This window comes from Variovorax glucosi (assembly GCF_051216695.1).
GTDB lineage: Bacteria > Pseudomonadota > Gammaproteobacteria > Burkholderiales > Burkholderiaceae_C > Variovorax.
This window is the reverse complement of sequence record NZ_JBPJZE010000002.1, coordinates 821,364-847,124: the sequence shown is the minus strand read 5'-3', so window position 1 is coordinate 847,124 and position 25,761 is coordinate 821,364. Positions and strand designations below refer to the sequence as shown.

The 25,761-nt window shown below is 64.4% G+C and carries 19 protein-coding genes; 9 read left to right on the top strand and 10 right to left on the bottom strand.

Annotated features, from left to right (window positions below; translation table 11 throughout):
* On the bottom strand, positions 1-1,236 hold the full coding sequence (locus ACSFA3_RS12230) for a glycosyltransferase family 4 protein (RefSeq protein ID WP_435505711.1): 1,236 nt from the start codon (positions 1,234-1,236) through the stop codon (positions 1-3).
* Positions 1,237-1,425: 189 nt separating this feature from the next.
* On the opposite strand from ACSFA3_RS12230, the gene ACSFA3_RS12225 reads away from it, so the two are divergent.
* A complete protein-coding gene (locus ACSFA3_RS12225) occupies positions 1,426-7,404 on the top strand; it encodes an alpha-2-macroglobulin family protein (RefSeq protein WP_435505710.1) in 5,979 nt (1,992 codons plus the stop codon).
* 6 nt (positions 7,405-7,410) lie between these two features.
* Here the strand turns inward: ACSFA3_RS12225 and ACSFA3_RS12220 are convergent, their stop codons facing one another.
* On the bottom strand, positions 7,411-8,850 hold the full coding sequence (locus tag ACSFA3_RS12220; protein ID WP_435505709.1) for a hypothetical protein: 1,440 nt from the start codon (positions 8,848-8,850) through the stop codon (positions 7,411-7,413).
* A gap of 133 nt (positions 8,851-8,983) precedes the next feature.
* On the opposite strand from ACSFA3_RS12220, the gene pbpC reads away from it, so the two are divergent.
* Both pbpC and ACSFA3_RS12210 read left to right on the top strand, forming a co-directional pair.
* On the top strand, positions 8,984-11,224 hold the full coding sequence (gene pbpC / locus ACSFA3_RS12215; RefSeq protein ID WP_435505708.1) for a penicillin-binding protein 1C: 2,241 nt from the start codon (positions 8,984-8,986) through the stop codon (positions 11,222-11,224).
* Between the two features lie 79 nt (positions 11,225-11,303).
* Positions 11,304-12,425: a hypothetical protein gene (locus tag ACSFA3_RS12210; RefSeq protein WP_435505707.1), complete on the top strand. Its 1,122-nt coding sequence runs from the start codon at positions 11,304-11,306 to the stop codon at positions 12,423-12,425.
* Between the two features lie 383 nt (positions 12,426-12,808).
* On the opposite strand, the gene ACSFA3_RS12205 is transcribed toward ACSFA3_RS12210, so the two are convergent.
* On the bottom strand, positions 12,809-13,273 hold the full coding sequence (locus ACSFA3_RS12205; protein ID WP_435505706.1) for a DUF2846 domain-containing protein: 465 nt from the start codon (positions 13,271-13,273) through the stop codon (positions 12,809-12,811).
* Positions 13,274-13,623: 350 nt separating this feature from the next.
* Here ACSFA3_RS12205 and ACSFA3_RS12200 point away from each other — a divergent pair, with 350 nt between their 5' ends.
* From ACSFA3_RS12200 to ACSFA3_RS12190, 3 genes are all read left to right on the top strand, one after another.
* The gene (locus ACSFA3_RS12200; RefSeq protein WP_435505705.1) at positions 13,624-14,433 is read left to right on the top strand and encodes an aspartate/glutamate racemase family protein; all 810 of its coding nucleotides are present in this window, start codon (positions 13,624-13,626) and stop codon (positions 14,431-14,433) included.
* 19 nt (positions 14,434-14,452) lie between these two features.
* Positions 14,453-15,007: a DUF427 domain-containing protein gene (locus tag ACSFA3_RS12195; RefSeq protein WP_435505704.1), complete on the top strand. Its 555-nt coding sequence runs from the start codon at positions 14,453-14,455 to the stop codon at positions 15,005-15,007.
* A 181-nt stretch (positions 15,008-15,188) separates the two neighbouring features.
* The gene (locus ACSFA3_RS12190; RefSeq protein WP_435505703.1) at positions 15,189-16,499 is read left to right on the top strand and encodes an MFS family transporter; all 1,311 of its coding nucleotides are present in this window, start codon (positions 15,189-15,191) and stop codon (positions 16,497-16,499) included.
* Between the two features lie 4 nt (positions 16,500-16,503).
* Here the strand turns inward: ACSFA3_RS12190 and ACSFA3_RS12185 are convergent, their stop codons facing one another.
* Positions 16,504-17,844, bottom strand: a complete 1,341-nt coding sequence (locus ACSFA3_RS12185; protein ID WP_435505702.1) for a dicarboxylate/amino acid:cation symporter — start codon at positions 17,842-17,844, stop codon at positions 16,504-16,506.
* A 96-nt stretch (positions 17,845-17,940) separates the two neighbouring features.
* On the opposite strand from ACSFA3_RS12185, the gene ACSFA3_RS12180 reads away from it, so the two are divergent.
* The 3 genes from ACSFA3_RS12180 to ACSFA3_RS12170 are packed head-to-tail and all read left to right on the top strand — an operon-like array spanning position 17,941 to position 21,176.
* Complete coding sequence (locus tag ACSFA3_RS12180) at positions 17,941-19,206, top strand: Y-family DNA polymerase (protein WP_435505701.1); 1,266 nt, start codon at positions 17,941-17,943, stop codon at positions 19,204-19,206.
* A gap of 3 nt (positions 19,207-19,209) precedes the next feature.
* The gene (locus ACSFA3_RS12175) at positions 19,210-19,911 is read left to right on the top strand and encodes a TIGR02117 family protein (RefSeq protein ID WP_435505700.1); all 702 of its coding nucleotides are present in this window, start codon (positions 19,210-19,212) and stop codon (positions 19,909-19,911) included.
* Between the two features lie 47 nt (positions 19,912-19,958).
* Complete coding sequence (locus ACSFA3_RS12170; protein ID WP_435505699.1) at positions 19,959-21,176, top strand: DNA topoisomerase IB; 1,218 nt, start codon at positions 19,959-19,961, stop codon at positions 21,174-21,176.
* On the opposite strand, the gene ACSFA3_RS12165 is transcribed toward ACSFA3_RS12170, so the two are convergent.
* From ACSFA3_RS12165 to yaaA, 6 genes are all read right to left on the bottom strand, one after another.
* Positions 21,122-21,820: a hypothetical protein gene (locus ACSFA3_RS12165; RefSeq protein ID WP_435505698.1), complete on the bottom strand. Its 699-nt coding sequence runs from the start codon at positions 21,818-21,820 to the stop codon at positions 21,122-21,124. The two genes, ACSFA3_RS12170 and ACSFA3_RS12165, sit on opposite strands and share 55 nt — an antisense overlap.
* Positions 21,817-22,194: a response regulator gene (locus tag ACSFA3_RS12160; RefSeq protein WP_435505697.1), complete on the bottom strand. Its 378-nt coding sequence runs from the start codon at positions 22,192-22,194 to the stop codon at positions 21,817-21,819. Before ACSFA3_RS12160 ends, ACSFA3_RS12165 begins: the two co-directional genes overlap by 4 nt.
* 66 nt (positions 22,195-22,260) lie before the next feature.
* Positions 22,261-23,118 carry an NADPH-dependent 7-cyano-7-deazaguanine reductase QueF gene (queF, locus tag ACSFA3_RS12155; RefSeq protein WP_435505696.1) on the bottom strand — a complete coding sequence of 286 codons (858 nt, stop codon included), beginning with the start codon at positions 23,116-23,118 and terminating at the stop codon, positions 22,261-22,263.
* Complete coding sequence (locus ACSFA3_RS12150; RefSeq protein WP_435505695.1) at positions 23,115-24,047, bottom strand: alpha/beta fold hydrolase; 933 nt, start codon at positions 24,045-24,047, stop codon at positions 23,115-23,117. The genes queF and ACSFA3_RS12150 overlap by 4 nt, the downstream gene beginning before the upstream one ends.
* Positions 24,044-24,910, bottom strand: a complete 867-nt coding sequence (locus ACSFA3_RS12145) for a 2OG-Fe(II) oxygenase (RefSeq protein WP_435505694.1) — start codon at positions 24,908-24,910, stop codon at positions 24,044-24,046. Before ACSFA3_RS12145 ends, ACSFA3_RS12150 begins: the two co-directional genes overlap by 4 nt.
* Positions 24,907-25,695: a peroxide stress protein YaaA gene (gene yaaA, locus ACSFA3_RS12140; protein WP_435505693.1), complete on the bottom strand. Its 789-nt coding sequence runs from the start codon at positions 25,693-25,695 to the stop codon at positions 24,907-24,909. Before yaaA ends, ACSFA3_RS12145 begins: the two co-directional genes overlap by 4 nt.
* Positions 25,696-25,761: the final 66 nt, after the last annotated feature.

Genomic DNA, 25,761 nt, shown 5'->3' with positions numbered 1-25,761 from the left:
TCAGCGTTGGAGCAGGGCCGCGCCGGCCGGGGCCGCGCTTCGAAGCAGTGGACGGATCGCGTCGACGACGGTGTCGCCGTAGGCTTTCCAGGAATAGCCTGCCGCGTGGTGCGCCGCCTGCTCCTTCATCGCGACCAGCTCGGGGCGATGCTGGTTCAGCCAGGCGAGCTTTTCGGCGATCTTCTCAGGCGACCGGATCGGCACCAGGAAACCGGTGCGCCCCTCGATGACCAGATCGGCACCGCCGGTATTCGGCGTGATGACGACCGGCAGGCCCTGGCTCATGGCTTCCTGCATGACCAGTGCGCGGCCCTCGACGATCGACGGCAGGCAGAACACGTCGCAGCTGCGCATCAGCGAAAGCACTTCCGAATGCGGACGGCTCTTTTCGTGCTTGAGGCCGGCGTACTGGCTCAGGTAGAAAGCCGGCTCGGCCATCATCGAGCCGAGGGCGATCAGCTCGATGTTCTCGCCCTTGAGCATGTTCATGGCCTGCATCAGGTCGCCCAGGCCCTTGCGCTGGCCCATCGAGCCGGCAAAGAGCACCCGCAACGGACGCGAGCGGTCCAGCGCCGCGTCCGACCAGCCGCCGTTCCAGCGCGGAGGCGTGCCGAAAGGCGACATCACGCACGCCTTGCGAGCGGCGGACGCCGGCAGGGAATCGCGAACGAACTGGCTGGCGACGACGACGAGATCCGCTTCCTCGAGTTCCTGGGTCTTGCGGTCGTGTTTCTCGTGCGAATCCATCAACCCGCCGCCGAGCGTGGGTGCCCAGGCCGGCAGCCGCTCGCCCTCTTCCTGCATCAGGTCGCGGCCGAGGGACCAGTAGGCGATCGGCAGATCGTAGATGCGCTTGATGCCCAGGGCCTTGGCTGCGCGGAAAGTATGGAGTGCGCTGTCTTCGTAGGCATACACGGCGCCCAGGGGCTCGCGCGCGTTCGCGGCGCGCAGCGAGCGGCCGACGAAACGGTCGAAATCCTGAAAGATCGCATCGGCGGAAGCGAAGCCGGATTCGTGGTTCATGGCGGATTTCCATCCGACCGCCTTGCAGGCCACGCGCGTCAGCTCGAGCCAACGATGCTGGAGCACCTTCTCGCGCGGCAGATCGAAGCTGCGGCGCAGCCACTCGCGACGCATGCCATCCGGCATCAGCTGCGCGACCGCGCTCTTTTCGTCGGCGGCGACGGTCGTCGCGAAACGCGCCAGCAAATCGGCGCGGGTCAGGGCGTCGAGCATGGCCCGTACGTTTTGATTGCCCGCAGGGTGGCTCAACAACACTTTCATAGCGCGCGATCATAGTGGAGCGAACGGCCCGGTATCGAGAGGCAAAGCCTTGTACTTGCGCTACCCTGCGGCTCAAAGGGGACATGCTTGACTACGACGAAAAGAATATATGTCCTACAAGGACTTCTGCTGGCCCTGTCGGTGCCCGATGCATCAGCCCTGGAGCTGGTCGGACTGACGCCGCGGGGCGAGGTTTCGCGGGTCCGGCAGGTCGTTGCCAGGTTCGACAAGCCGGCAGCCGACTTCGGCGACCCGAAGGCGCCGGCACCGTTCACCGTCGGCTGCAGCGACGCGAAAGCCGGCAAGGGAACCGCCCGCTGGACCGGCGAAAAACAGTGGGTCTTCGATTTCGAGAACGACCTGCCGCCCGGCGTGCGCTGCACCGTCGATCGTGTGCCCGGCTTCAGATCGCCGGCCGGCGAGGAACTCAAGGCGCAAGATCGGCAGCAGTTCAACACCGGCGGCCCGTATGTCCGCAGTATCCGACCCGGTGGCGGGCGCATCGACGAGCAGCAGTCTTTCCTGCTCGAACTCAACGGCCCGGCCTCGATCGCCAGTGTCCGCGAAAACGTCTGGTGCGCGGCCGACGGTATCGGAGAGCGAATTCCAGTCCGGATGATCGAAGGCGCCGAGCGCGACGCGCTGCTCAGGGCAGTGGGCCGCGACAAGGCCGCGAGCGCCGATCCGCTTGCCTTCGCGACACTCCAGTGCAACCGCACGCTGACCGCAGGCAGCCGCGTCCAGCTGGTCTACGGCAAAGGCGTCGCGACACCGTCCGGTGTCGCGAACAGCATCGAGAAGCGCTTCGCGTACGACGTGCGCGAACCGTTTGCCGTGTCGTTCAATTGCGAGCGCGAGAACGCGCAGGCGGCCTGCCTGCCGCTGCGACCGATGGAATTGCGCTTCAACGCACCGGTTCTGCGAAAACTGGCTGCTCAAATCCAGATCAAGGGCGGCGTCAAGACGCTGAAACCCGCTCTCGACGAGACGACAGCCGGCAACGAAGACGACATCGTGGATTCGGTCACCTTCGCCCCGCCGTTCGCGGAACAGATGAAGTTCGGCATCGAGTTGCCCACCCGCTTCCAGGACGCATCCGGCCGTCCGCTGGCCGCGCCGGAAAGCTTTCCGCTGACCGTTGCCACCGGCGCGATGCCGGCGCTCGCCAAGTTCGCCGCTTCGCCGTTCGGCGTGATCGAACGGCTGGCCGAGCCCGGCGGCGTGGCGATGATGCCGGTCACCGTGCGGCGCGTGGAGCCGGCGTTGCGGATGCAGGCTTTCACGCCCGGCAAGGTCAGCGACCTGAACCCGAAGTCCGACGCGGAAATCATCGCGTGGTTCCGGAAGGTACGCCGTTACGACAACAGCAGCACCGTCGACAGGAAGACCGCCGCACGCGACGTGCGCGGAGCGCTGCCGAAGGTGATCGACAAGAAAGACCGCGACCGCGTGCAGACCCGCATGCTGTCGTTGCTCGGCAGCCAGGCGGGTGTGAAGACGCTCGACATGCCGAAGCCGTCCGTCGCCGGCGACACGCGACCGTTCGAAGTCATCGGCGTGCCGCTGACGCCGGGTTTCCATGTGCTGGAGATCGCATCGCAGAAGCTCGGCGACGCGCTGCTCGACGAACGCTACGGCGCCGAACGCACGATGTACGTGCGGACGACCGCGCTGGCGACCAATCTGGCGGTGCATTTCAAGCTGGGCCGCGAAAACGCGACGGCCTGGGTGACGACACTCGACCGGGGCACAGTGGTTCCGAACGCGGCGGTGCGCGTGTCGGACTGTCGCGGCCGCGAAGTAGCGACCGGCACGACGGATGCGCGCGGCATCGCGACGTTGACCGGCATCTCGCCCAATGCGCCAGGTTGTTCCGGCAACGATGCCGGCGACGAGAACGACGCGGATCGCGACTACAGCAGCGACGCCTACTTCGTCAGCGCACGGGCGACGCTCACGGGCAAGGACGCCGGAACCGAGAAAAACGCCAGGCCGGTCGAAGACCTCGCTTTCACCTGGAGCGACTGGCAGCGCGGCATCGAGCCGTGGCGCTTCAACGTGCCGACCAGTCTCGACGCCGAGCCCGACCGCGCGGCCCACACCATCTTCGACCGCACGCTGCTGCGCGCGGGAGAGACGGTGTCGATGAAGCACCTGTTCCGCATCCTGACGAGCAAGGGATTCGGCATTGCCGACAACGCGCCGGACACGCTGGTCATCACCCACACCGGCAGCGGCCAGCAGTTCACGCAGCCGGTCAGATGGCGCAAGACCGCGACGGGTGGACAGAGCGCGGTCGGCACCTTCGCTATTCCGCCGGCCGCCAAGCTCGGTGCGTACCAGGTCGCACTGCGGCACGGCAAGCCGCCGAGCGGCGACGGGAGCCGGAGCGGAAGCGACGAAGACAGCGGCCGCAGCTACGACACCGGCAGCTTCCGCGTCGAGGAATTCCGCCTGCCGGTGCTCGAAGGCCGCATCGCGCCCACCGACAAGCAGGCGCTGGTGGCCGTGACCGCGATTCCCACCGACGTGCAGATCAGCTACGTGGCCGGCGGCGGCGCGACGAACCTGCCGGTGCGCGTGTCGGCGATGCTGCGGGGCAAGACACTGGACTTCGCGGACTACGACGGCTTCGCTTTTTCGCCGCCGCAACCCGAGAAAGACGGCAGCAATGCCGCGTCGTCCGGCACCGACGAGGAAGCATCGGCATCGACCGACACCCGCGTCGTCGCCGACAAGCTGGCCCTCACGCTCGACAGCGGCGGCGCCGGGAAAATCACGCTCGAAAATATTCCGCCGGCAGGGACGACACCGCGCGAATTGCTGATCGAAGCGACCTATGCGGACCCGAACGGAGAGATTCAGACGATCCGAAGCACGCAGACGCTGTGGCCGTCCAAGGTCATCGCCGGCATCGGGACCGAGCGCTGGGTGTCGACCGGGCGCAAGGTCCAGCTCCGGGCGCTTGCGCTGGACCTTGCGGGCAAGCCACAGGCCGGTGTCGCGATGCAGGTGAGCGCGACCGCCCACATCGTCACGTCGAGCCGCAAGCGCATGGTCGGTGGCTTCTACACATACGACAACAAGACGGAAAGCCGGTCGCTCGGCAGCATCTGCAGCGGGAAAAGCGATGCGCGCGGTTTGCTGCTGTGCGAAACCGAGCTCACCGAAACCGGGCGCATCGAACTTATCGCAACAGCGACCGACCGGGAGGGCCACGAGAGCAAGGCGGGCACGTCGGTCTACGTTACCCGGCAGGGCGAGCTCTGGTTCGGCGGCGAGGACCATGACCGCATCGACGTGCTGCCCGAGAAGAAAAGCTACGAGCCCGGCGAAGTCGCGAAATTCCAGGTCCGCAGCCCGTTCCGCTTCTCGACCGCGCTGGTGTCGGTGGAGCGCGAAGGCGTGATCGAGACGCAGGTCGTGCAGCTCAACGGCCAGGACCCGACGGTGTCGCTCACCGTCAGGCCCGAATGGGGACCGAATGCCTACGTCAGCGTGCTGGCGCTGCGCGGGCGGCTGCGAGAGGTGCCGTGGTACAGCTTCTTCACCTGGGGCTTCAAGGCACCGCGCGAATGGTGGACCGCCTTCTGGTACGACGGCAAGGAATACGTCGCGCCGGCCGCGCTGGTCGACCTGAGCAAGCCGGCCTACCGCTTCGGCGTGGCCGAGATCCGCGTCGGCACCGGGGCGCACCGCATCGACGTCAAGGTAACGAGCGACAAGCCGAGCTATCCGGTGCGCGGCAAGGCGCAGGTGACCATCACCGGCAAGCTGCCCGACGGCAAGCCGGCAGCGGGCGCCGAAGTCGCGCTGGCTGCGGTCGATCAGGCGCTGCTCGAGCTGATGCCGAACGACAGCTGGAACCTGCTGCAGGCGATGCTGCAGCGACGAAGCTGGGGCGTGTCGACATCGACCGCGCAGATGGAGATCGTCGGTCGCCGGCATTACGGCAAGAAGGCGGTTCCTGCAGGCGGCGGCGGTGGCAAGGCGCAGACGCGCGAACTGCTCGACACGCTGCTGCTGTGGAACCCGGCGGTCGTTCTCGATGCCAGCGGTCAGGCCGTCGTCACCGTGCCGCTGAACGATGCGCTGACGACGTTCAGGATCGTCGCCGTGGCCGATGCTGGAACCGGTCTTTTCGGCACCGGCCAGACGACGATCCAGGCCACGCAAGACCTGCAGATTGTCAGCGGCCTGCCGCCGCTGGTGCGCGAGGACGACCGGTTCCGCGCGCAGATCACGCTGCGCAACACGACGCAGAAGCCGATGAAGGTCGAGGCCACGCCGCGCGCGACGCTGCTGACGCTCGCGCCGCAGACCGTCGACATTCCGGCCGGCGAATCGCGCGAAGTCGCCTGGGAAGTGACCGCGCCGGCGCAGCTCGCGCAGATACGCGCCGAAGCCATCCTGTGGGAGATCGAGGCGCACGACACGCTCGGCGGCGGCAACGCCGGCGCGCGCGATGCGCTCAAGGTGCGCCAGCGCATCGTCCCGGCCGTGCCGCTGACGGTGCAGCAGGCGACGCTGGTGCAGGTCGACGGCAGCTTCTCCATCGACGTCGCGCCGCCGGCCGACGCGCTTCCGGCCAGCGGCGACAAGCGCGGCGGTCTGAAGATGTCGCTGCAACCGCGTCTTGCGGACGGCTTGCCCGGCGTCCGCGACTGGTTCGCGAACTATCCGTTCGCCTGCCTGGAACAGAAGACCAGCAAATCGATCGGCCTGCGCGACGCGAAGCTGTGGCGGACGGTCGTGGCGCAACTGCCGGGCTATCTCGACAGCGACGGACTTGCCAACTACTTCCCGCCGCGCGACGGCGAGGCCAATCGCGGCAGCGACACATTGACTGCGTACCTGCTTGCCGCGACGCACGAAGCCGCCGGCATCGACCCGGCTTTCGCATTGCCCGACGAAGCACGCGCGCCGATGGAAGCCGGCCTGATCGCCTTCGTCGAAGGCCGCATCCAACGCGAGTTCTGGAGCCCGCGCAAGGATCTGGACGTGCGCAAGCTCGCCGCGCTCGAAGCGCTTTCGCGATACGGCAAGGCGCGCGGCAGCATGACGACGAGCATCACGATCGCGCCGAACCAGTGGCCGACCAGCGCGGTCATCGACTGGCTGCAGATCCTGAAACGCGTTACCGATGTGCCGCAGCGCCAGCAGCGCCTCGAAGAAGCCGGCAACGTGCTGCGGGCACGACTGTCGTTCCAGGGCACCAAGGTCGTCTTCAGCACCGAGCAGGACGACCACTGGTGGTGGCTGATGACCAACGGCGACGTCAACACCGCGCGCCTGCTGCTCGCCGTGATGGACGACCCGGCTTGGAAGGACGACATCGGAAAACTCGCCAGCGGGTTCATCGGACGCCAGAAGAACGGCGCCTGGCAGACGACGACCGCGAACCTCTGGGGCGGACTGGCGCTGGAGCGGTTCTCGAAAACGTTCGAGAGTGCGGGCGTTGCCGGCATCACCACGGCGACATTGCGCCAGCCAACGGCAGACCCGGCGACCGCAGCCCCGCGCTCGGCCATCGTCGACTGGAGCCGGGCCGATCGCGCACTGTTCCTGCCATGGAAATCCACGGCGAAGGAAACCCTGAACGTCGCGCACAACGGCGCCGGCAAGCCGTGGCTCACGCTGCAATCGGTCGCCGCCGTGCAGCTGAAGGCCCCCTTCTTCGCCGGCTATGCGATCAGGAAGACGATTGCGCCGGTCGAGCAGGCAAAAGCCGGCACCTACACGCGCGGCGACGTGCTGCGCGTGACGCTGGAAGTCAACGCCAGCGCCGACATGACCTGGGTCGCGATCACCGATCCGATACCCGGCGGCGCGACCATCCTCGGCAGTGGGCTGGGGCGCGATTCGCAGATCGCAACGCAGGGCGAGAAGAAGCCGGGCAACCTCGGCATCGGCACGCCGGCCTTCGAGGAGCGCAGCTTCGAGGCTTTCCGCAGCTACTACGAGTACCTGCCCAGGGGCGTCGTGAAGATGGAATACACGGTGCGCCTCAACAACGTCGGCGACTTCGCATTGCCGCCGAGCCGGGTCGAGGCGATGTATGCGCCGGAGATGTTCGGGGAGATGCCGAATGCGCGGGTGAAGGTGGAAGCGGCGAAGTAGGCGGCGTCAGACTTCCGTGGTCTGCACGGCTCGCGCGCGCAGCCCGTTGCCCGGGATCAGTGCAGAGGCCTCGTGGTTGCCAGGATCGGGCATGGAATGCGGCGACTGCGCCGCGACCTCTGCCGCGACTCCTGCCGTAGAAGGCGCCGACGTGTTCGACCAGCCGCTGCTCTGGATCGCATTCGTAGCGACCCCGGCGAGGTGGTTCGCACCGAGCGCCAGCGGCGGCAGCGCCGCGTAAAGCGGGGCGGACAGCACCGTGTTCGCGACATGTCCGAGAAATTGCGCGGCAGGCGGGTTCAGGCCGGCAGCAGCCGCGCTTTGAACCACCGCTTGCGTCGCGACGTTGATACCCGAAAACCCGCTTCCGAGAAGCACCTGCTCGGCCACACCGCTCGGCGTGGCGAGACTTCGAATGGCGCCGAACGCGCCGGTCAGCACATCGCCCGGAAAAGTGCTCGCACGGGCCAGACCGTTGCCGGCCTGACCGGCCCAGGTAGCGGCGTCGAGCTGCGTATACAGGTCCGACCAGTCCTTGTGCCCGAACAGCAGGGCCGGGCCGTCCATGCCATTGCGCTTGTCGAGATAGCGCGAGGCCATACCCGACGCCGCACCGGCCACGACACCGCCGCCGGCCGCGAGCACCGTGTCGACAGTGGTCCTGGCGACCGTACCACCGAGCGATTGCGCAACCGGTGCCGCGAAAGTCCGGGCGACGTTTCTTGCGGAGTAACTCTGCAGCACCAGCGCACCGTTGGCGGCCTGCGTCGTGAGGCCAGGCCGTCTTTCTTCTAGCGCTTGCCGCATCACGGGCTCCATCCGATCCGGTGCAGCGTTCGTCCAGCCGGTGTTCGAGAGGCTGGGTGCCAGGAGCCGGCCACCCGCGACGTCCACACCGCCGGCGAAGGCTCCGGCTATCGCACCCTGGCCGGCGGCGCTTCCGTTCGCCATCGCCAGCAGAGCAGGAACGGTGTCGATGACGACGCTGGCAATGGCGAACGGCGCCGCGTTGACGGCACCTCTCGTGGCGGCAGTAGCCCAGTCGAACCTGTTGGCCTTGCTCATGTTCTGCCGGACCCGCTCCTCGTCGTGCCCCATTTCTTCCAGCCCGGCGACGCGGTTGTCGACAAGCGCCTCGAAGGCATCGCGATTCGCGCTGTTCACGTAAGAGGAAAAGTAGTCGTGGAGCAGTGCCTGCATCGGCGCGTACGAATTCATCGTGAGCGTGACATCGCCGACATTTCCTGTTCGTCCGACCTGCGCGGGACGTTCCATTTCCAGCGTCGTCGCCGCCGGTTGCCGCGCCCATCCCGGCGCCGGCCCCGCGTCGCGGCCTCGCGTGAAGGAAACGACCGGGCCCGGGCTCTGCAGGTGCGTCTGCGGCGATGCCGCCAGACCTCCGGTGCTTCCCGAATTCATCGACAACGAACCAGTTTCGCCAACCATTGCTTTCTTCCTTTGTTTATTCGACAAAGGAAGCGTAATTTTGAGTTGCGGCCCTCATATTAGGAATCGGCCTAATTAGGAATCGTCTTAATCGATCACGACACGCCGAACATCCGCTGCCAGAATTGCGCGCATGCCAGCTCTCCGCTTCACGCTCCGAACGCAGGTGTCTGCCTGCGTTGTTGCGCTTGCACTGGGTGCGACTGCGCAGACGGTTCGCGCGATGAGCACATTCGAAGAAACCCGCGCGACCTTCCATCCCTCCGACACCGCCGTCCTCGACCGCGACGGCGCGCTGCTCCAGCGCCTGCGCACCGATGCCACCGTGCGTCGCGGCCAGTGGATCGCGCTGCCGGACATCTCCCCTGCCCTGCGCACCGCCATGCTGCTCAGCGAAGACCGGCGCTTCTACGAACACAGCGGCGTCGACTGGCGTGCCGTGTCGTCCGCGGCCTGGGGCAATCTGTGGAACACCCGCACGCGCGGCGCATCGACGCTCACGATGCAGCTCGCCGGCCTGCTCGACGACGACCTGCGTGGTGGCGTCGATAACCGTGGCGGCGGTCGCAGCGTGACGCAGAAGCTCGGCCAGACGGTCGCCGCAACACAACTGGAAAGCCGGTGGCGCAAGGATCAGATCCTGGAGGCGTACCTGAATCTGGTGCCGTTCCGCGGCGAGATCGTCGGCATCGACGCGCTGTCGCGCACGCTGTTCGGCAAGGCCGCGCACGGACTCGATTCGCGCGAGGCAGCCGTCGCGGCGGCGCTGGTGCGGGCGCCGAATGCGTCTCCGGCACGGGTCGGGAAGCGCGCGTGCGAGATGCTGCGCGAGATGGCGCAGTCCCGGTCCCAGACTGATAAAGAGCGCCGTAGCGTCGACTGTGCGGCGATAGAGATGTTTGCAAGCGCTGCCCTGCAGCGACGCGCTTTCGACGCCAGCGAAGGCATCGCGCCGCACGTCGCGCGGCGCGCATGGCAGGCGCAGCAAGCCGTTGTCGGCAAAGGCGAAGCGCGCTCCCAGTTCGGCGAAATCCGCACCACCTTGCGCGCATCGCTGCAGCGCTTTGCACTCGCCACGCTGCAACGCCATCTGCGCGAACTGCGAGGACGTAACGTGCAGGACGCCGGTCTCGTCGTGCTCGACAACGCCAGCGGCGACGTGCTGGCCTGGATCGGCTCATCGGGAGAACTCAGCCGCGCCGCCGATGTCGACGCCGTCACCGCCCTGCGCCAGCCCGGTTCCACGCTCAAGCCGCTGCTCTACGCGCAGGCCATTGCCGAACGCCGCCTGACCGCCGCATCGCTGATCGACGATTCGTCGGCGCAGATCAGCACCGCGAGCGGTCTCTACATTCCGCAGAACTACGACCGGCAGTTCAAGGGCATGGTGTCGGCGCGCACGGCGCTGGCGGCATCGCTCAACGTGCCGGCCGTGCGTACGCTGGTGATGGTGTCGCCGGAATCGTTCGCGCGGCAGTTGCGCGCGATCGGGCTGCCGCTGAAGGAAGGCGGCGGGTATTACGGTTACAGCCTGGCGCTGGGGAGTGCGGAAGTTTCGCTGCTCGGGCTGACGAATGCGTACCGGATGCTGGCGAACGGCGGGATGTATTCGGGGACGCGGGTGTTGGCGGATGGCGCGCCGGGCGCGGCACCGTCACGCGCGGTGGATGCGGGTGCGGCCTTCATCGTCGGCGACATCCTGTCGGACGCGAATGCGCGCACACGAACCTTCGGCGTCGACAGCGTGCTGGGGACGCGGTTCTGGACGGCGGTGAAGACCGGGACGAGCAAGGACATGCGGGACAACTGGGCCGTCGGCTGGTCGCAGCGGTACACGGTGGGGGTCTGGGTCGGGAATGCGGGCGGCGCGCCGATGTGGGATGTGAGCGGGACGACCGGCGCGGCGCCGGTCTGGGCGGAGGTGATGGGTTTCCTGCACGCGAAGGAACGAAGCGTGGCGCCCAAGCCTCCCGCCGGGTTGGTGAAGGCTTCGGTACGGTTCGGGAATGAACTCGAGGCTGCGCGGGACGAATGGTTCATTGCCGGTACGGAGCAGGCGCTTTTTGCGCAGGGTGCGAGTCCGGATGACGGTCCGCGAGACTCACGATCTGCACGCATCGTTTCACCGACCGATGGATCGATCATTGCGCTCGACCCGGATATTCCGCCGATGAATCAGCGCATGCGCTTTCAGGCCGATGGGTACGGACCGGGGCTGCTGTGGCGGATAAGTGGGAAGACGATTGCGCGGGGGGAGCGTGCGAGCTGGTTGCCGTGGCCGGGGCGGCATGTGGTGGAGCTGGTGGATGCGCGGGGGCGGGTGCTGGATATGGTGAAAGTTGAAGTGCGCGGGGCGGGTGTCACGACGAGATAGCCAACTTGATGGCTGCGCCTCGCCTTTTGCGTCAACTGTCTCCAGCTACATTTGTCCGCGTCGTCATTTGGAGATTTAGATGCTGTCTGACTTGGGCTTGACCGTTGCTCGCTCCATACCTGTGGAACAGCTGATGGGACTGATGACAGGTACTTTGAGCCTGCATGGTGGCGTGATACGTGACGCCGCAGGCCGCATCGTCTCTCACCTTGTGATTCCATCTGCTTCATCGGCACTCGGTGCAGTGCCCGGTGTAGGCATCGTCGGATCCATCATCAACGGCATACGACTTCAATCGCTGAGCACCGACGTTGCAGCTGTCAAAGCCGCAACCGAACAGGTGCTGAATTATTCAATCGCATCGGCTGCCCTTTCGGGTCTCGGGCTGGTGACATCAGTCACCGGCTTCGCGTACCTGGCCCACCGCCTGAATCGCATCGACAAGCGTCTTGGCGCGCTGGAGAAGCAGACCAAGTCGATTAAGAGATTCCTTCAGTCCACGCAACACTCCCAACTTCTTCACGCGATTGATAGCCTAAAGATTGCGCAGGGTGCGGTGGATACGGAAACTCGTCGCCACCTGTTGATTCAATGCAAGCAGACCTTTGGAACGCTCGCTCATCAGTACCGTTCCATGCTCGACGAGACGGAAGACCTTGCAGAACGGAGTGCGACAGAAGACTGTTACGTGCTGTCTGTTATCGGCAATGTGACGACATCCAGCGATCTCGGCCTTTTCAAAGAAGCGCGAGACGAAATGCAGTTGCACTATTTGGAATGGAAGTCGATGGCGCGCAACCATTGTGGAAAGTTGCTGCTGAAAGACAATCCTGAGCGCTTAATGGATCCGCGCTACCTTAAATCCATTCCGGCAGCCAATCTGTTGAAGCTGCTCGACTTCGCCAACAACACAAATCGAGGGCTGATGTGGATTGATGATTTGCGAGCCAATCTGGGTACATCGACGTTTGTGCGGGGTGTACTCGGCCAAACAGAACTGCCAGTCATCGAGTACTGCAATAAGTTGCTGGCGAAAAATGATGCGCTGGATGGATTTACTGCTCATATGGCTTTTTTAGCAGAGAAAAGAATTTCCCTTTTTCACTTCGCTCGAAATGCCGAAGAGTTGAGCGTACCGGGGCAGGAGCTCCTGGTATTGACACGTGCTCGCGCTGAAACTGCATATCCAACGGCGGCATAGCCTCAAAAAAGCTCGACTCCGGCCAAGAGTAAGTGTTTGAGGTTAACTTTCGTTCGTTTGAAATCTCTTGACCAACCTCGTTCATTAAGGTCATTGGTTCTGGCCGCGTCCGTCTTCTTTAAAAAAATTCCTGGCATGCAAACTCAGTTGGACTGTTCGATACGACGACCATATCTATCACGCTAAGCAAGAGCCCGGGAATTATGCGGTCTGTAAACGAAACAGGTCTGCAAAACGCCATGGCATCGAACCCAGATATTTCCAATCTAGAATCGCACGCAGATTGCAGCCTACATAAGTTGGGCGGCGGCCAACATGTGCGCTTTTATGCTTATTTGGTTGATGGCGAACGACTAGGTATTTCAGCCGTTCAACGCATGAACTTATTTTCCGCAAGTACCCGAATGCGCCAATTCCAGCTTGGCAATATCAGCTTTTCCCTGCTCTTCCGAAATTTGCTCTAGGTCAGCACCGCCTACGAAGGCGCCCATTTTAATGAACTGCCTTACAAAGTAATTTTTCCCAGTATCCATAAAAATTTCCAAGGCGTTGGGAGAAAATTCCGATTCGGTTTCAATCTTGTGTTTTTTGCCACCTTCAACTTGCGTATAGAAAAAAACATCTGACGCACTCTCGCCCAGGCATTTACCATCGACCCATATGTCCTTCTTTAACGCTTTTCCTACAAAGCTATTACGGTACACGTAAAGACCTGAGCTGCCGGCAGTTGGCGCGCCAAATTGCTTTGACTTCGCCGATTCTTCTTTACTAGACATATTTACAGAGGCACATCCTGTTAGCACAAATACCGAAAGTGCAAGGATCAAAATTCTGCTATTACTTTTCATTTTTAGATTTTTCAAAGGTTCAAAAATTGAAGGGTTTTTTACAATGTAATTTGCTTCACGCCGGTGGGATTTAATGCCGCCGGAATTTCTATTCTAACATTTGTTTCAACAGGTAACCATATTATGCGTCAAGGCAGACGGCAACCTTAAAAAGATGGGTTAGCAATCACGCTCCTTCGTTCAACCAGTACCAATACAACGGAATATCTGGCGTTTCACAATCGATCAGTCATCGTCGGACCATTTCCCACCACCTCAGCACGTGCAACGATGGCGCGGATCCTGCTACTCGGGGGCGACACCGACCACAGCCATTGGTCCCTCGCACACCCCCATCCAAACGGAGACTCATGACGTTCCCTCCCACCGCACAGCAGCCACGCCCAGCCACGCGCTCGGCTCCCCTCCGAACCCTGCTCACAGCGGTCTGCGCCGTCAGCGCACTGCTGCCCAACCTCGCCACCGCGCAAGGCACCAGCGCCGCTGCCGTCGCGAACCGGTACATCGTGCTGATCAACCCGAACTCGAACGCGGCCACCACGCGGTCGATGACCGAAATCGCCTCGACGGAAACCGGCGGCATCAAGGTCGAGGGCAAGAGCAACGAGGGCGTCCCGCCTCTGCTGACGACGCCGAAGGACCTAGCCGACGCGTTGCCGGGCGTCGTCAGGATCGGCGTCGAAGCCGCTCAGGACCCGAAGGTCGGCGCGATCATCGTCTCTGCGTTCGGCGATCCGGGCTTGCCGGAGTTGCGTGCCAAGGTCGGCGTGCCGGTGTTCGGCATCCGCGAGCAGGCTTTCCACGAGGCCGCCAAGGGCGGTCGCCCGTTCGGCATCGCGACGACGACGCCCGATCCGGGCCTGCTCGAAGGGTTCCGTCAGACAGCAGCGGCACTCGGCTACGGCGCGCAGTTCCGCGGCACGCGCGCGACGCCCGGCGACCCGAACGCGCTGATGAAGAAGTCGCCCGAGGAACTCGACGCGGCGCTGGCCGAGGCCGTGCGCGCGTCGGCCACGGACGGCGCGAAAGCGGTGATCATCGGCGGCGGGCCGCTGACGGCATCGGCGCTTCGGCTCCAGCCGAAATTCGACATACCGCTCGTGATACCGGTGATCGCGGCCGCGCAGGCTGCGGCCGACAGCATTCGCAAAAACAAGTAGCAAGTAGCAAGTAGCCGACATGAGCAGCGATTCCAGATGGCTTGAAAGCGCGCGTGCGCAGTGGATTTGGCGAGGACAAGAGCGGCCACCGTTCGCCGATGTTCCCGCGTCGGGGCAGGTTTCGGTTTGGGATTTCCCGAGGCCGCCTGAACTCGTACCCGAAGCACGCGAGATCGTGGTGCTATGGGGCGATCTCGAGGTCGCGCGCACCCGCGGCGCCTGGGCAGTCCGCGAAACGGCGCATCCACCCACGTTCTACCTGCCGCTGGTCGACGTGCGGCCCGGGCTCTTGCAAGCCGCTGGCGGTGGCTCGTTCTGCGAGTGGAAGGGACCGGCGCGCTATTGGAATCTCGCGGACGGCGCACGCCGCCTGGACCAGGTCGCCTGGAGCTACCCGCATCCCTTGGCGGGTGCCGAGCCACTCGCCGGGTGTGTGGCTTTCTATGCCCACGACCTCGACTGCAGCGTCGGCGGATCGAAGGCCCATCCACAGGAGGGCGCCTTCTATGGCGGCTGGATCACTGCCGACCTGGCAGGGCCCTTCAAAGGCGGGCCCGGCAGCGGAGGTTGGTAGCCAGACGGTTTTCACGCTTCGAAGCTACGAGGAGCAGCAGGTCTGTTTCGACCGTCCTGCAGCGTTGGCACTCCGGGTATTCCCACCTTGACACCCCGCACGCGCCTGCCATCGACATCGCCCCGCGAATTGTCACGGCACAATTGACATTCCCCAAAACCACACATAACAGGGCGAATCCATGTCAATTGCAACCTCCCCCGGCGCACCCCGCCCCTACACCCCAGCCGAGAAGCGAAGCCGCATCTTCGCCATCATGGCGGCCTCCTCCGGCAACCTGGTCGAGTGGTTCGACTTCTACGTCTACGCCTTCTCCGCGCTCTACTTCGCGCCGTCCTTCTTCCCCAAGTCCGACCCCACCGCGCAATTGCTGAACACCGCCGGCGTGTTCGCCGCCGGCTTCCTCATGCGACCGATCGGCGGCTGGCTTTTCGGGCGCGTGGCCGACAAATACGGCCGCAAGACGTCGATGCTGATCTCGGTGACGATGATGTGCGTCGGCTCGCTGGCCATCGCATGCCTGCCGACGTATGCGCAGATCGGTGCCTGGGCGCCGTTCCTGCTGCTGGTCTGTCGCCTGTTCCAGGGCCTGTCGGTCGGCGGCGAGTACGGCACGACCGCGACCTACATGAGCGAGGTCGCGCTGCGCGGTCAGCGCGGGTTCTTCTCGTCGTTCCAGTACGTGACGCTAATCGGCGGGCAACTGCTGGCGGTTCTGGTGATCGTGGTGCTTGAACAGTTGCTGACCGAGGCCGATCTAAAGGCCTGGGGCTGGCGCATTCCGTTCGCGATCGGCGCCGTAGCTGCGGTCGTCGCACTGCTTCTGCGCCGCACGCTACACGAGACGCAGACGGCGGAGAACCTGAACAACAAGGAATCGGGAAGCATCTCGCACCTGTTCAAACACCACAAGGCTGCGTTCTTCACGGTGCTGGGCTACACGGCCGGCGGCTCGCTGATCTTCTACACCTTCACCACCTACATGCAGAAGTACCTGGTGAACACGGTCGGCCTGCCGATCAAGACGACCAGCTACGTGATGACCTGCGCGCTGTTCGTCTACATGTGCATGCAGCCGGTGTTCGGCGCGCTGTCGGACCGCATCGGGCGTCGCAACAACATGCTGTTGTTCGGAGCGCTCGGCGCCGTGGCAACGGTGCCTATCCTTACCGGCCTGCAGCACGTGACCAGCCCGATTGCGGCCTTCGCGCTGATCGTCCTGGCGCTGGCGATCGTGAGTTTCTACACGTCGATCAGCGGAATCGTGAAAGCGGAGATGTTTCCGCCGGAAGTGCGCGCGTTGGGCGTCGGCCTGGCTTATGCGGTCGCGAACGCGATCTTCGGCGGCTCGGCGGAATACGTGGCGCTGGGACTGAAGTCGCTCGGCCACGAATCGGCGTTCTACTGGTACGTGACGGCGATGATGGTCATCGCATTCCTAGTGAGCTGGCGGCTACCGCGCCAGGCCAGCTACCTGCATCACGACCACTGACCGGTCAGGTCGCCATCTTGTCCGTCTTGGCGTCGAGAGCGACTTCCGGCTCGTTCGCATCGGTCCACGTCTCGTTGTTGAGCACCGCATTCATGCGCGTCTCGTCGAGTTCGTTGGTCCACTTGGCGACGACGATCGTCGCGACGCCGTTGCCGATCAGATTGGTCAGCGCGCGCGCTTCGGACATGAAGCGGTCGATGCCGAGGATCAGCGCCAGGCCGGCCACGGGCACGGTTCCGACCGCCGACAGCGTCGCGGCCAGCACGATGAAGCCGCTGCCGGTGATGCCCGCCGCGCCTTTGGATGTGAGCAGCAGAACCGCGAGCAGCGTGATTTCCTGCGTCAGGGTCATCGGCGTGTTGGTCGCCTGCGCGATGAAGACCGCCGCCATCGTGAGGTAGATCGACGTGCCGTCGAGATTGAACGAGTAGCCGGTCGGGATCACCAGGCCGACGCAGGTCTTCTTGGCACCGAGGTTTTCCAGCTTCTGCATCATTCGCGGCAGCACCGATTCCGACGAAGACGTGCCCAGCACGATCAGCAGTTCTTCCTTGATGTACTTGATGAACTTCCAGATGCTGAAGCCGTGGAAGCGCGCGATAAGCCCCAGCACGACGAAGATGAACAGCAGGCAGGTCATGTAGAAGACCGCCATCAGGTAGCCCAGCGACACCAGCGAGCCGACGCCGTACTTGCCGATGGTGAAGGCCATCGCGCCGAACGCGCCGATCGGTGCGAGCTTCATGATGTAGCCGACGATGGTGAAGAGCACGTGCGAGCTTTTCTCGATCATGTCGAACACCATCGTGCCGCGGCCGCCGAAGCGGTGCAGCGCGAAGCCGAACAGCACCGCGATCAGCAGCACCTGCAGGATCTCGCCCTTGGCGAAGGCATCGACCACCGTCGTCGGGATGATGTTCAGCAGGAAGTCGACCGTGCCGGTCATCTTGCCGGGGCCGGTGTAGGCCGCGATGGCCTTGGTGTCGAGCGTTGTCGGGTCGATGTTCATGCCCGCGCCGGGCTTGAGCACGTTCACCAGCACCAGGCCGACGATCAGCGCGATGGTGCTGACGATCTCGAAGTACAACAGTGCCAGACCGCCGGTCTTGCCGACCTTCTTCATGTCTTCCATGCCGGCGATGCCGATCACCACCGTGCAGAAGATGATCGGCGCGATGATCATCTTGATCAGCTTGATGAAGCCGTCGCCCAGCGGCTTCATGGCTTCGCCGAGTTGCGGGTAGAAGTGTCCGAGCAGCACGCCGATCACCACCGCGGTGATGACCTGAACGTAGAGCGATCGATAAAGGGGAAGCTTTTTCCCGGCGACTGGCGTTGTTGTCATTGAATCTGCCTTTTTCTAATAGTCTGTAAGAATCTGAAGCGGGTGCGATTCTCTACTTTGCCGGGCGATCCTGGCTGTCGATTTGCTGTCAATTTGATGTCAGGCTCTAAACAGGTTGTCCTACGGCGTATCGCGCATCTGGACATGGACGCCTTCTACGCTTCGGTCGAACTGCTGCGCTACCCGCAACTCAAGGGACTGCCGGTGGTCATCGGCGGCGGTCGACGCCGGCTCGACGACGCCGTTCGCGACCTGAGCGGTCTTCCGGAAGAGGCCACGCTGGCCGACATACCGGTAGAAACCTTTCCGCTGCTCAAGGATTACGCCGGCCGTGGCGTCATCACCACGGCCACCTACCCGGCGCGAAAGTTCGGCATCGGCTCGGCGATGGGCATGATGAAGGCGGCCAAGCTGTGCCCGCAGGCCATCGTGCTGCCGGTCGATTTCGACGAGTACCGACGCTTCTCGCGCCAGTTCAAGCAACTCATCGTCGAGATCGCGCCGCTGATGGAGGACCGCGGGGTCGACGAGGTCTATATCGACTTCACCGACGTGCCGGGCGGCCAGCGCGAAGGCGGACGGGTACTGGCACGGCTGATCCAGAAGTCCATCTTCCAGGCGACGGGGCTGACCTGCTCCATCGGCGTCGCACCGAACAAGCTGATAGCCAAGATGGCCAGCGAATTCGAGAAGCCCAACGGCATCTCGGTCGTCTACGAGGAAGACCTGGAAACGAAGATCTGGCCGCTGCCCGCGCGCAAGGTCAACGGCATCGGACCGAAGGCCGACGCCAAGCTGGAGAGCCACGGCCTGCGCACCGTCGGAGACATCGCGGCCCAGGACCGGGACTGGCTGATCGCGAACTTCGGCAAGGCAACCGGCGCCTGGATGCACGAGGTGGCCTGGGGCCGCGACGACCGGCCGGTCGTGACCGAGAGCGAGCCGGTGTCGATGAGCCGCGAAACGACCTTCGAGCGCAACCTGCACGCCGTGCGCGACCGTGCCGAGCTGGGCGCGATCTTCACGCACCTCTGCGAGAAGGTGGCCGAAGACCTGCAGCGCAAGGGCTACGTCGGCAAGACCATCGGCATCAAGCTGCGCTACGACGATTTCAGGATCGCCACGCGCGACCAGACCATCGATCGCTTTATCGCCGACGCGAAGGCGATTCGGCAGACGGCCGGACAGTGCCTGAAGCGCGTGCCGCTGGATCGACCGCTACGGCTGATCGGGGTGCGCGTCGGCGCGCTGGTGAGGGTCGGCAGCGCGGAGGCGACGGCAGCCGCATCCGATGTGCCGCCGCCGTCGCGATCCGCTGCCAGGTCGGCAGATGCGCAATCCGCCACCGCCTCGCTGTTCTGACCCGTGCGCCGCACGCTGAAAGTCCTGCTTGCACTGATGCTGATGCTGCTCGCGCTGTCCGTGCTCTATGTCGGCGCGGCCGGCGCCCTGATGCTGCTGCCGGTGCACGCCGAACAGCGTGCATCGCGAACTGCACAGCCGACGGACGTTCAGGCCTTCGTGCTGACCAACGGCGTGCATACCGATCTGGTGTTCCCGATTCGCAGCGCTCAAATCGACTGGACCGGCATCTTTCCGATGGCCGACGCGGCTGCCGTGCCGCGCGATGCCGAGTTCATCGCCATCGGCTGGGGCGATCGCGAGTTCTATCTGCATACGCCGACCTGGGCCGATCTCACGGTCTCCCGGGCGCTGGGCGCGCTTGCGGGACGCAACCCATCCCTGCTGCACGTGACGTGGTTGAGGCGCGGGCAATTCGCAACGCCCGGCAGCAGCGGTGCCTACGCCCTTCCGCTGACCGCAGCGCAGTACGCCGGCCTGGCTGCCTACGTACGCGCCAAGCTGCCGGACGGTCTTGCCACGCCACTGCCGAGCGCGGGCTACGGCGGGCAGGATGCCTTCTACGAAGCGACAGGCAGCTACGGTCCGTTCGAAACCTGCAACACCTGGACCGGTCGCGGCCTTCGAAACGCCGGCCTGACGATGGGCCGCTGGACGCCGTTCGACTACAACGTCGTGCGCCACCTGGACGCTATCGGACGCTGAGCCTCTCCTACAAGCGGCCTGTGCACCGGCGGTACATGTTCGACACCATGCCCAGCGCCAGCCTATCCATCGTTCCAGCATCCACCAGCCGTTCTGTTGCTTCATACAAGCCGGCAAAACTGGCCAACGGCCTTGTCTACGTCAACCCGGAAATGCCCGGGCTGCGCCGATACAAGCAAGGCGAAGCATTCCGCTACAAGGACGCCAAAGGCCAGTGGCTGCGCGATGCCGACGAAATCTCTCGTATCCGCAGCCTGGCCATTCCCCCGGCTTACACCGAAGTCTGGATCTGCCCGTTGCCGAACGGCCACCTCCAGGCGACAGGAATGGATGCGCGCGGGCGCAAGCAATATCGCTATCACGTCGACTGGCGGGCGCTGAAGGACGAAAGCAAGTTCGAGCGTCTCGAAGCCTTCGGCAGCGCACTGCCGCGCATCCGCGCTCGCGTCGTCAAGGATCTGGCCGGCGGACCTCATGCACCGCTGAGCCGCACGCTGGTCCTGGCAACGCTCGTCCGGCTGCTGGATACGACATTCATTCGAGTCGGCAACGAAGAATATGCAAGCAGCAACGGCTCTTACGGCCTGACGACGCTGCGCGACCAGCATGCACAGATCCAGGGGTCGTCGCTGAAGCTCAGCTTTCGCGGCAAGAGCGGCGTGATGCACCAGGCGAAGGTCAAGGATCCGCGCATCTCCCGGATCGTCAAGCGCTGCCAGCAATTGCCGGGGCAGGACCTCTTTCAGTACGAAGACGCCGACGGCACGCCGCACGGGCTTTCGTCGACCGATGTGAACGATTATTTACGCGAGGCTGCCGGCGAGAACTTCACGGCCAAGGACTTTCGCACCTGGCACGGCACCGTGCAGGCACTCGAGCTGACGCGGCTGGCCTGCAACAACCCCGAGGCGACCGATGCCACGCCCGCAATGCGTTACAGCGCCAAGGAAGTGATTGCCGCAGTCGCCAAGCAGTTGGGCAATACGCCCGCGGTCTGCAAGAAGGCCTATGTCCATCCAGCAGTGCTGGCGCTTGGAAAGACGCTTTCCGCCGACGCCGGCGCGATGAACGACATCTGGGAAAAAATCGCCGGCCACGTCAAGCCGAAGCGCCGCATGTTTGCAGCGGAAGGACGATTGCTGGGTTTCCTGCAGGAGCATCGTCGCCAGCTGGCGCGAGACGTTCGCGCCATCGGCAAGAACGCGAAAGCTCAGGCCGGCGTCAAGGCGAAACAGACCGTATCGCGTTCGATCACCAGCAAGTAGCCGAGATCCTCGGCCAGCGACTGCAGCGCGATCGCATCGATTGCCAGCGCACGCGGTGCGCGATGAGCGCCGGAGCCTGATTCGGATTCGGATTCGGAGCCGGAATCTGCCGCCGTACCTGCAATTGCACTCACACACAGGCCACTGTCGCCGTCGGCAGCGATCGAAATCGTTCCGACCCGCGAGGTGGTGTCGTGGAGATGCCCCATCACGCCGAGCAGCAGATAGCGCAGCGCAGCACCCGCAGGCTGGACCGGCTCGCCATCGACGGGTTCGAGCAACGATTCCTCGACATCGAGCCGCACGCCGTGCAGATCGAACGCCGCGCGCATCAGGCCGACGCATTGCGTCACCAGCGCGGTTCGCGTGATGCCGTCGTCGTTCGTGGCCAGTTCCCAGTCGCGAAGCGACCGCACTGCCGAGATCAATTCGCCGATCTGGCTGTCGATGAGGGCGACGCGCAGCTCGCAGGCAGCCGGATCGATGCTTGGCGCCGCGACCTGGCGACGGAGCATGAGCAAACCCATTCGCATCACCGAAACCGGCGCCGACATGTCGTGGCGCAAGGCAGGCAACGCACGCGTCAGCAGTTCGTGACGCACGCCAGCCGCGATCCAGCTGCGCGCTCCGGGAGACGCTTTCATCGACCGTTCGCTGGATTTGAAGGCTTGCTCAGCGCTTCTTCGAGGATTCGGTCGAGCGCGTCGAAATCGATCGGCTTCTGGAGATGGTGATCGAAAAGCCCGGCGTTGGCGCCGCCGGTGTCGTGCGCCGACAGTCCGGTGACGGCGACGATCACCGGCGCCTGGCCGCTCTCGCGCAGCTTACGGGCGACTTCGGTGCCGGGCAGGTCGGGCAAGGTGATGTCGACCAGCGCGATGTCGAAAGCCTCGACCTTGCTGACCTCCAGCGCCTCGCGTGCCGTATAGCAGCAGCGCGCCGTGTGGTCCTGCAGCGAGAGAAGCTCCTGGAGCAGGTCCGCTGCCGCCTGGTTGTCGTCGACGATCAACACGTTCACAGTCTTATTCCTTGACAAAGTTCCTAATTATCGGTTGCTGTGTAAAGCAAAACTGTAGGAGCGAGCCTACTGTCTTGCGGTGCGGACGTTGACTGGCAATGCCTGGGGCGAACTCGTGCGAAACGGATTGATGTCCAGTCCACCGCGCCGGGTGTAGCGCGCGTAGACGCTCAGCTTGTGCGGCTTGCAGCGCGCCAGGATGTCGCGAAACATGCGCTCGGCACACGGCTCGTGGAATTCGTTGTGATTGCGAAAACTGACGATGTACGCCAGCAGACCGGCCTGGTCGATCGGCGGACCGCTGTAGCGGATCTGCACGCTGCCCCAGTCCGGCTGGCCGGTGACGAGGCAATTGCTCTTTAGCAGGCGGCTGACCAGCGTTTCCGTGATTTCCGGCAGCGTGGCATCGCTGCGCAGCAATTCGGGCGCGGGCTGGTAGTGCGTGCATTCGATGTCGAGCCGGTCGAGGTCGAGACCTTCGAGTTCGTGCACCTGCTCGCGTTCGAACTGCTCGGGTGCAAGCAGCTTCACGCCGATACCGCCGCTGCGCTCGCTGCCGCGCCAGACCGCCTCGGCCAGGTCGACCTTGAGCCGTTCGCGCACCGCATCGACATCGGCGAAGACGCTGCTGTTGAAGCTGTTGAGATAGAGTTTGAACGATTTGCTCTCGATGATGTTCGGTGTCTCGCAGGGGATGGTGAAGTGCGCGATCGCCACCTGGGGTTTGCCGCGCGCATTCAGCCAGCTGAGTTCGAAAGCCGTCCAGAGGTCGGCGCCGAAGAACGGCAGCGAGCGCTCGTCGATGCCCATCGCGGTGCGCTGTATCGAGCGGGCGATGGGAAACAGCAGCGATGCGTCGTACCGGTCGACGTAGGCGGAACTGCGGCCGAGTTGCGATTTTTCGGGGGTGTTGTCGAGCGTCATGCGCATGTGCCGTTCGTGCCGGTCGCGGTCGCACCAGCGCCGGACCTGTGGAGAAAGGGAATCATGTGGGTCGTGAGGATGTCCGCGAGTTCCGGCGTCAGGTCGTGGCCCATGCCGGGAATTTCGACGAAACGGGCGCCGGCGATGCGTTCCGCGGTGTCGCGTCCGCAGGCGATCGGCACCAGCGGATCGGTGTCGCCGTGCAGCACCAGCGTCGGGCTGGTGATGCGCGGCAGCACTGACGCGCGGCCGGTGTCGGCGGCGACGGCGGCGATCTGCCGCATCAGCCCGCGCGGCCGGGTGGCACGGCGCAGGGCCTTGACCAGGCGCGCGCGCAGTTCGGCCTCGTCCGGCGGATAGACCGGCCCGGCAATCAGCTTGACCAGCCGCATGCTGTGCGCGACCAGCGAAGCCTCGTCCTTGCCGGGCGGGCGGCGCATCAGCAGCCCTAATACGTCGGAGCGCGGACCCGGCAGGCCGCGCGCGCCGCTCGAACTCATGATGCTGACCAGGCTCGCGACGCGCTTCGGCGCTCGCGCAGCCAGGCGCTGCGCGATCATCCCGCCCATCGAGGCGCCGACGACATGCGCGCGCTCGATGCCGAGCGCGTCCAGCACGCCGAGTGCATCGTCCGCCATGTCCTGCACCGTGTACGCCGATTTCACCTGCAGGCCGAGCCGGTAGCGCAGCCCCTGCCACAGCAGATTGCCGGTGCCGCGTTCGTCGAAACCCTGGCTGAGTCCCATGTCGCGGTTGTCGTGGCGGACCACGCGGAATCCGCCTTCGATCAGCGAAGCCACCATGTTGTCCGGCCATGCGATGAGCTGCATGCCGAGCCCCATGATGAGCAGAACGACCGGCCTCTTCTCGCCCGGCGACTCGCCCGAATCCTCGACCTCGATCTGGATGCCGTTGGCATGGACTTTCATGTGAATTCTCTTTCGCGCAACCATTTGGTCGCGACCCATTTCTGGCCGGCCAGCACCGGCGCGCCGCCGTGCAGCGTCCGGGTTTCGGGGTCGGGCCGGTCATAGCTGAAGAAGACGCCGGTGCCGCGCTTGGGCGCGACTTCGAGCCCGACGTCGGGAAAAGTGGTGGCCCCGCCCTGCTCCGGCTCCTGCAGGTACATCACCAGCGTGGCGACGCGCTGGCCGCCGCGCTGCAGGATGCTCGGCGTGCCGGGCTCGGACGGATCGAAATAGTCATAGTGCGGCTTGTATTCGGCACCTGGCCCGTAGCGCAGCACCTGCAGGCCTTCGCCGAATTCCACCGGCCAGCGCAACAGCACGGCGATGCGTTGTTCGATGCGCGATATCAGTTCGTTCTCGCCGCGCTCGAAGAACATGCCGTCGCTGGTGCGGTCGACGTTCAGCGTCTCGCCGCCGGTCTTGGTTTCCACCGTGAGCGAGCGTGCCAGACGCCGTCCTGAGGCAGCCACCAGCGCAGCGCATTCTTCATCCGAAAGCAGATCGCCGAACACGACGACGCGGGGAATTCTCATGGTGTGCAGCACGTGGACGCGACGATCGCCGCCGTCCAGGTAGAGCGGCGAGGTCTCCAGGTCGGGGCCGGGCATGGCGGTCTTGCGCAGCGCAACGACCGGCGTCCGGAGCTCCGACGGATCGATCGGCGCGTGCTGAGCGATTTCGGTCAGCGCGGCATTCGCCACGTCGTCGTGCCAGCCGGCTTCCTGCATCGACACGCGCAGCAACGGCACCGAATGACCCGCTGCGAGCTGGGTCACCAGCCATTCGCGGAGTTCGGGGCTCACCGGCTGGCGCGCAACGCTCATGGCTGCTTCCGGCGAAAAACGAGTCGCTCGGGTTTCGACACCGCAGCGTCGAATCCGTAGCCTTCGAGGTCGAACTTCTCCAGAGCCTTGGGCGTGGCGGACTTGTGCAGCACCGCCCAGCGCGCCATCAGGCCGCGCGCGCGCTTGGCATGGAAGCTGACGATCTTGTAGTCGCCGCCGCCTTTCGACTCCTGGAACACGCACTCGACCACGCGCGCCTTCAGCACCGACTGGTCGACCGACTTGAAATATTCCTGCGAAGCGAGGTTGACCACCACGGGCGTGCGGTCGGCGGCCAGGCGCGTATTCAGGTGCTCGGCGATGCGCGAGCCCCAGAACGCGTACAGGTCCTTGCCGTGAGGATTTGTCAGTTTGGTCCCCATTTCAAGGCGGTAGGGCTGCAGCCGGTCGAGCGGACGGAGCACGCCGTAGAGGCCGCTCAGGATGCAGACGTGGTCCTGCGCCCATTCGAGCTGTGCTGCATTCAGGCTGCGCGCTTCGAGGCCGCCATAGACGTCGCCATCGAAAGCCAGCGCGGCCTGCCGCGCATTGCGCGCCGTGCCCTTGGTTGCCCAGGCTTCGTAGCGCGCAACGTTGAGCGCCGAAAGCTTGTCCGACAGATGCATCAGCTCGGCGATCTGCTGGGGAGATTTCTGGCGCAGCAGGCCGATGAGCTCGGCGGCCGGCCCCCTGGCGCCCTCGAACACGGGCTGGGTTGCGGGTACGTCGGCGGAAACCGGTGTGTCGTAGTCGAGGGACTTGGCTGGAGAAAGCAGGAAAAGCATGGTTCTGAATTATGGGTGCGTCAAGCGACAGGCAAGGCTTGCGCGGACCTCGGTGCGTAAAATTGC

Excerpts from the sequence above, each read along its gene's own strand:
- ACSFA3_RS12230 (WP_435505711.1), bottom strand. The coding sequence starts at position 1,236 with ATGCTCGACGCCCTGACCCGCGCCGATTTGCTGGCGCGTTTCGCGACG.
- ACSFA3_RS12220 (WP_435505709.1), bottom strand. The coding sequence starts at position 8,850 with ATGGTTGGCGAAACTGGTTCGTTGTCGATGAATTCGGGAAGCACCGGA.
- pbpC (WP_435505708.1), top strand. The coding sequence starts at position 8,984 with ATGCCAGCTCTCCGCTTCACGCTCCGAACGCAGGTGTCTGCCTGCGTT.
- ACSFA3_RS12210 (WP_435505707.1), top strand. The coding sequence starts at position 11,304 with ATGCTGTCTGACTTGGGCTTGACCGTTGCTCGCTCCATACCTGTGGAA.
- ACSFA3_RS12205 (WP_435505706.1), bottom strand. The coding sequence starts at position 13,273 with ATGAAAAGTAATAGCAGAATTTTGATCCTTGCACTTTCGGTATTTGTG.
- ACSFA3_RS12200 (WP_435505705.1), top strand. The coding sequence starts at position 13,624 with ATGACGTTCCCTCCCACCGCACAGCAGCCACGCCCAGCCACGCGCTCG.
- ACSFA3_RS12195 (WP_435505704.1), top strand. The coding sequence starts at position 14,453 with ATGAGCAGCGATTCCAGATGGCTTGAAAGCGCGCGTGCGCAGTGGATT.
- ACSFA3_RS12190 (WP_435505703.1), top strand. The coding sequence starts at position 15,189 with ATGTCAATTGCAACCTCCCCCGGCGCACCCCGCCCCTACACCCCAGCC.
- ACSFA3_RS12185 (WP_435505702.1), bottom strand. The coding sequence starts at position 17,844 with ATGACAACAACGCCAGTCGCCGGGAAAAAGCTTCCCCTTTATCGATCG.
- ACSFA3_RS12180 (WP_435505701.1), top strand. The coding sequence starts at position 17,941 with ATGTCAGGCTCTAAACAGGTTGTCCTACGGCGTATCGCGCATCTGGAC.
- ACSFA3_RS12170 (WP_435505699.1), top strand. The coding sequence starts at position 19,959 with ATGCCCAGCGCCAGCCTATCCATCGTTCCAGCATCCACCAGCCGTTCT.
- ACSFA3_RS12165 (WP_435505698.1), bottom strand. The coding sequence starts at position 21,820 with ATGAAAGCGTCTCCCGGAGCGCGCAGCTGGATCGCGGCTGGCGTGCGT.
- queF (WP_435505696.1), bottom strand. The coding sequence starts at position 23,118 with ATGACGCTCGACAACACCCCCGAAAAATCGCAACTCGGCCGCAGTTCC.
- ACSFA3_RS12150 (WP_435505695.1), bottom strand. The coding sequence starts at position 24,047 with ATGAAAGTCCATGCCAACGGCATCCAGATCGAGGTCGAGGATTCGGGC.
- ACSFA3_RS12145 (WP_435505694.1), bottom strand. The coding sequence starts at position 24,910 with ATGAGCGTTGCGCGCCAGCCGGTGAGCCCCGAACTCCGCGAATGGCTG.
- yaaA (WP_435505693.1), bottom strand. The coding sequence starts at position 25,695 with ATGCTTTTCCTGCTTTCTCCAGCCAAGTCCCTCGACTACGACACACCG.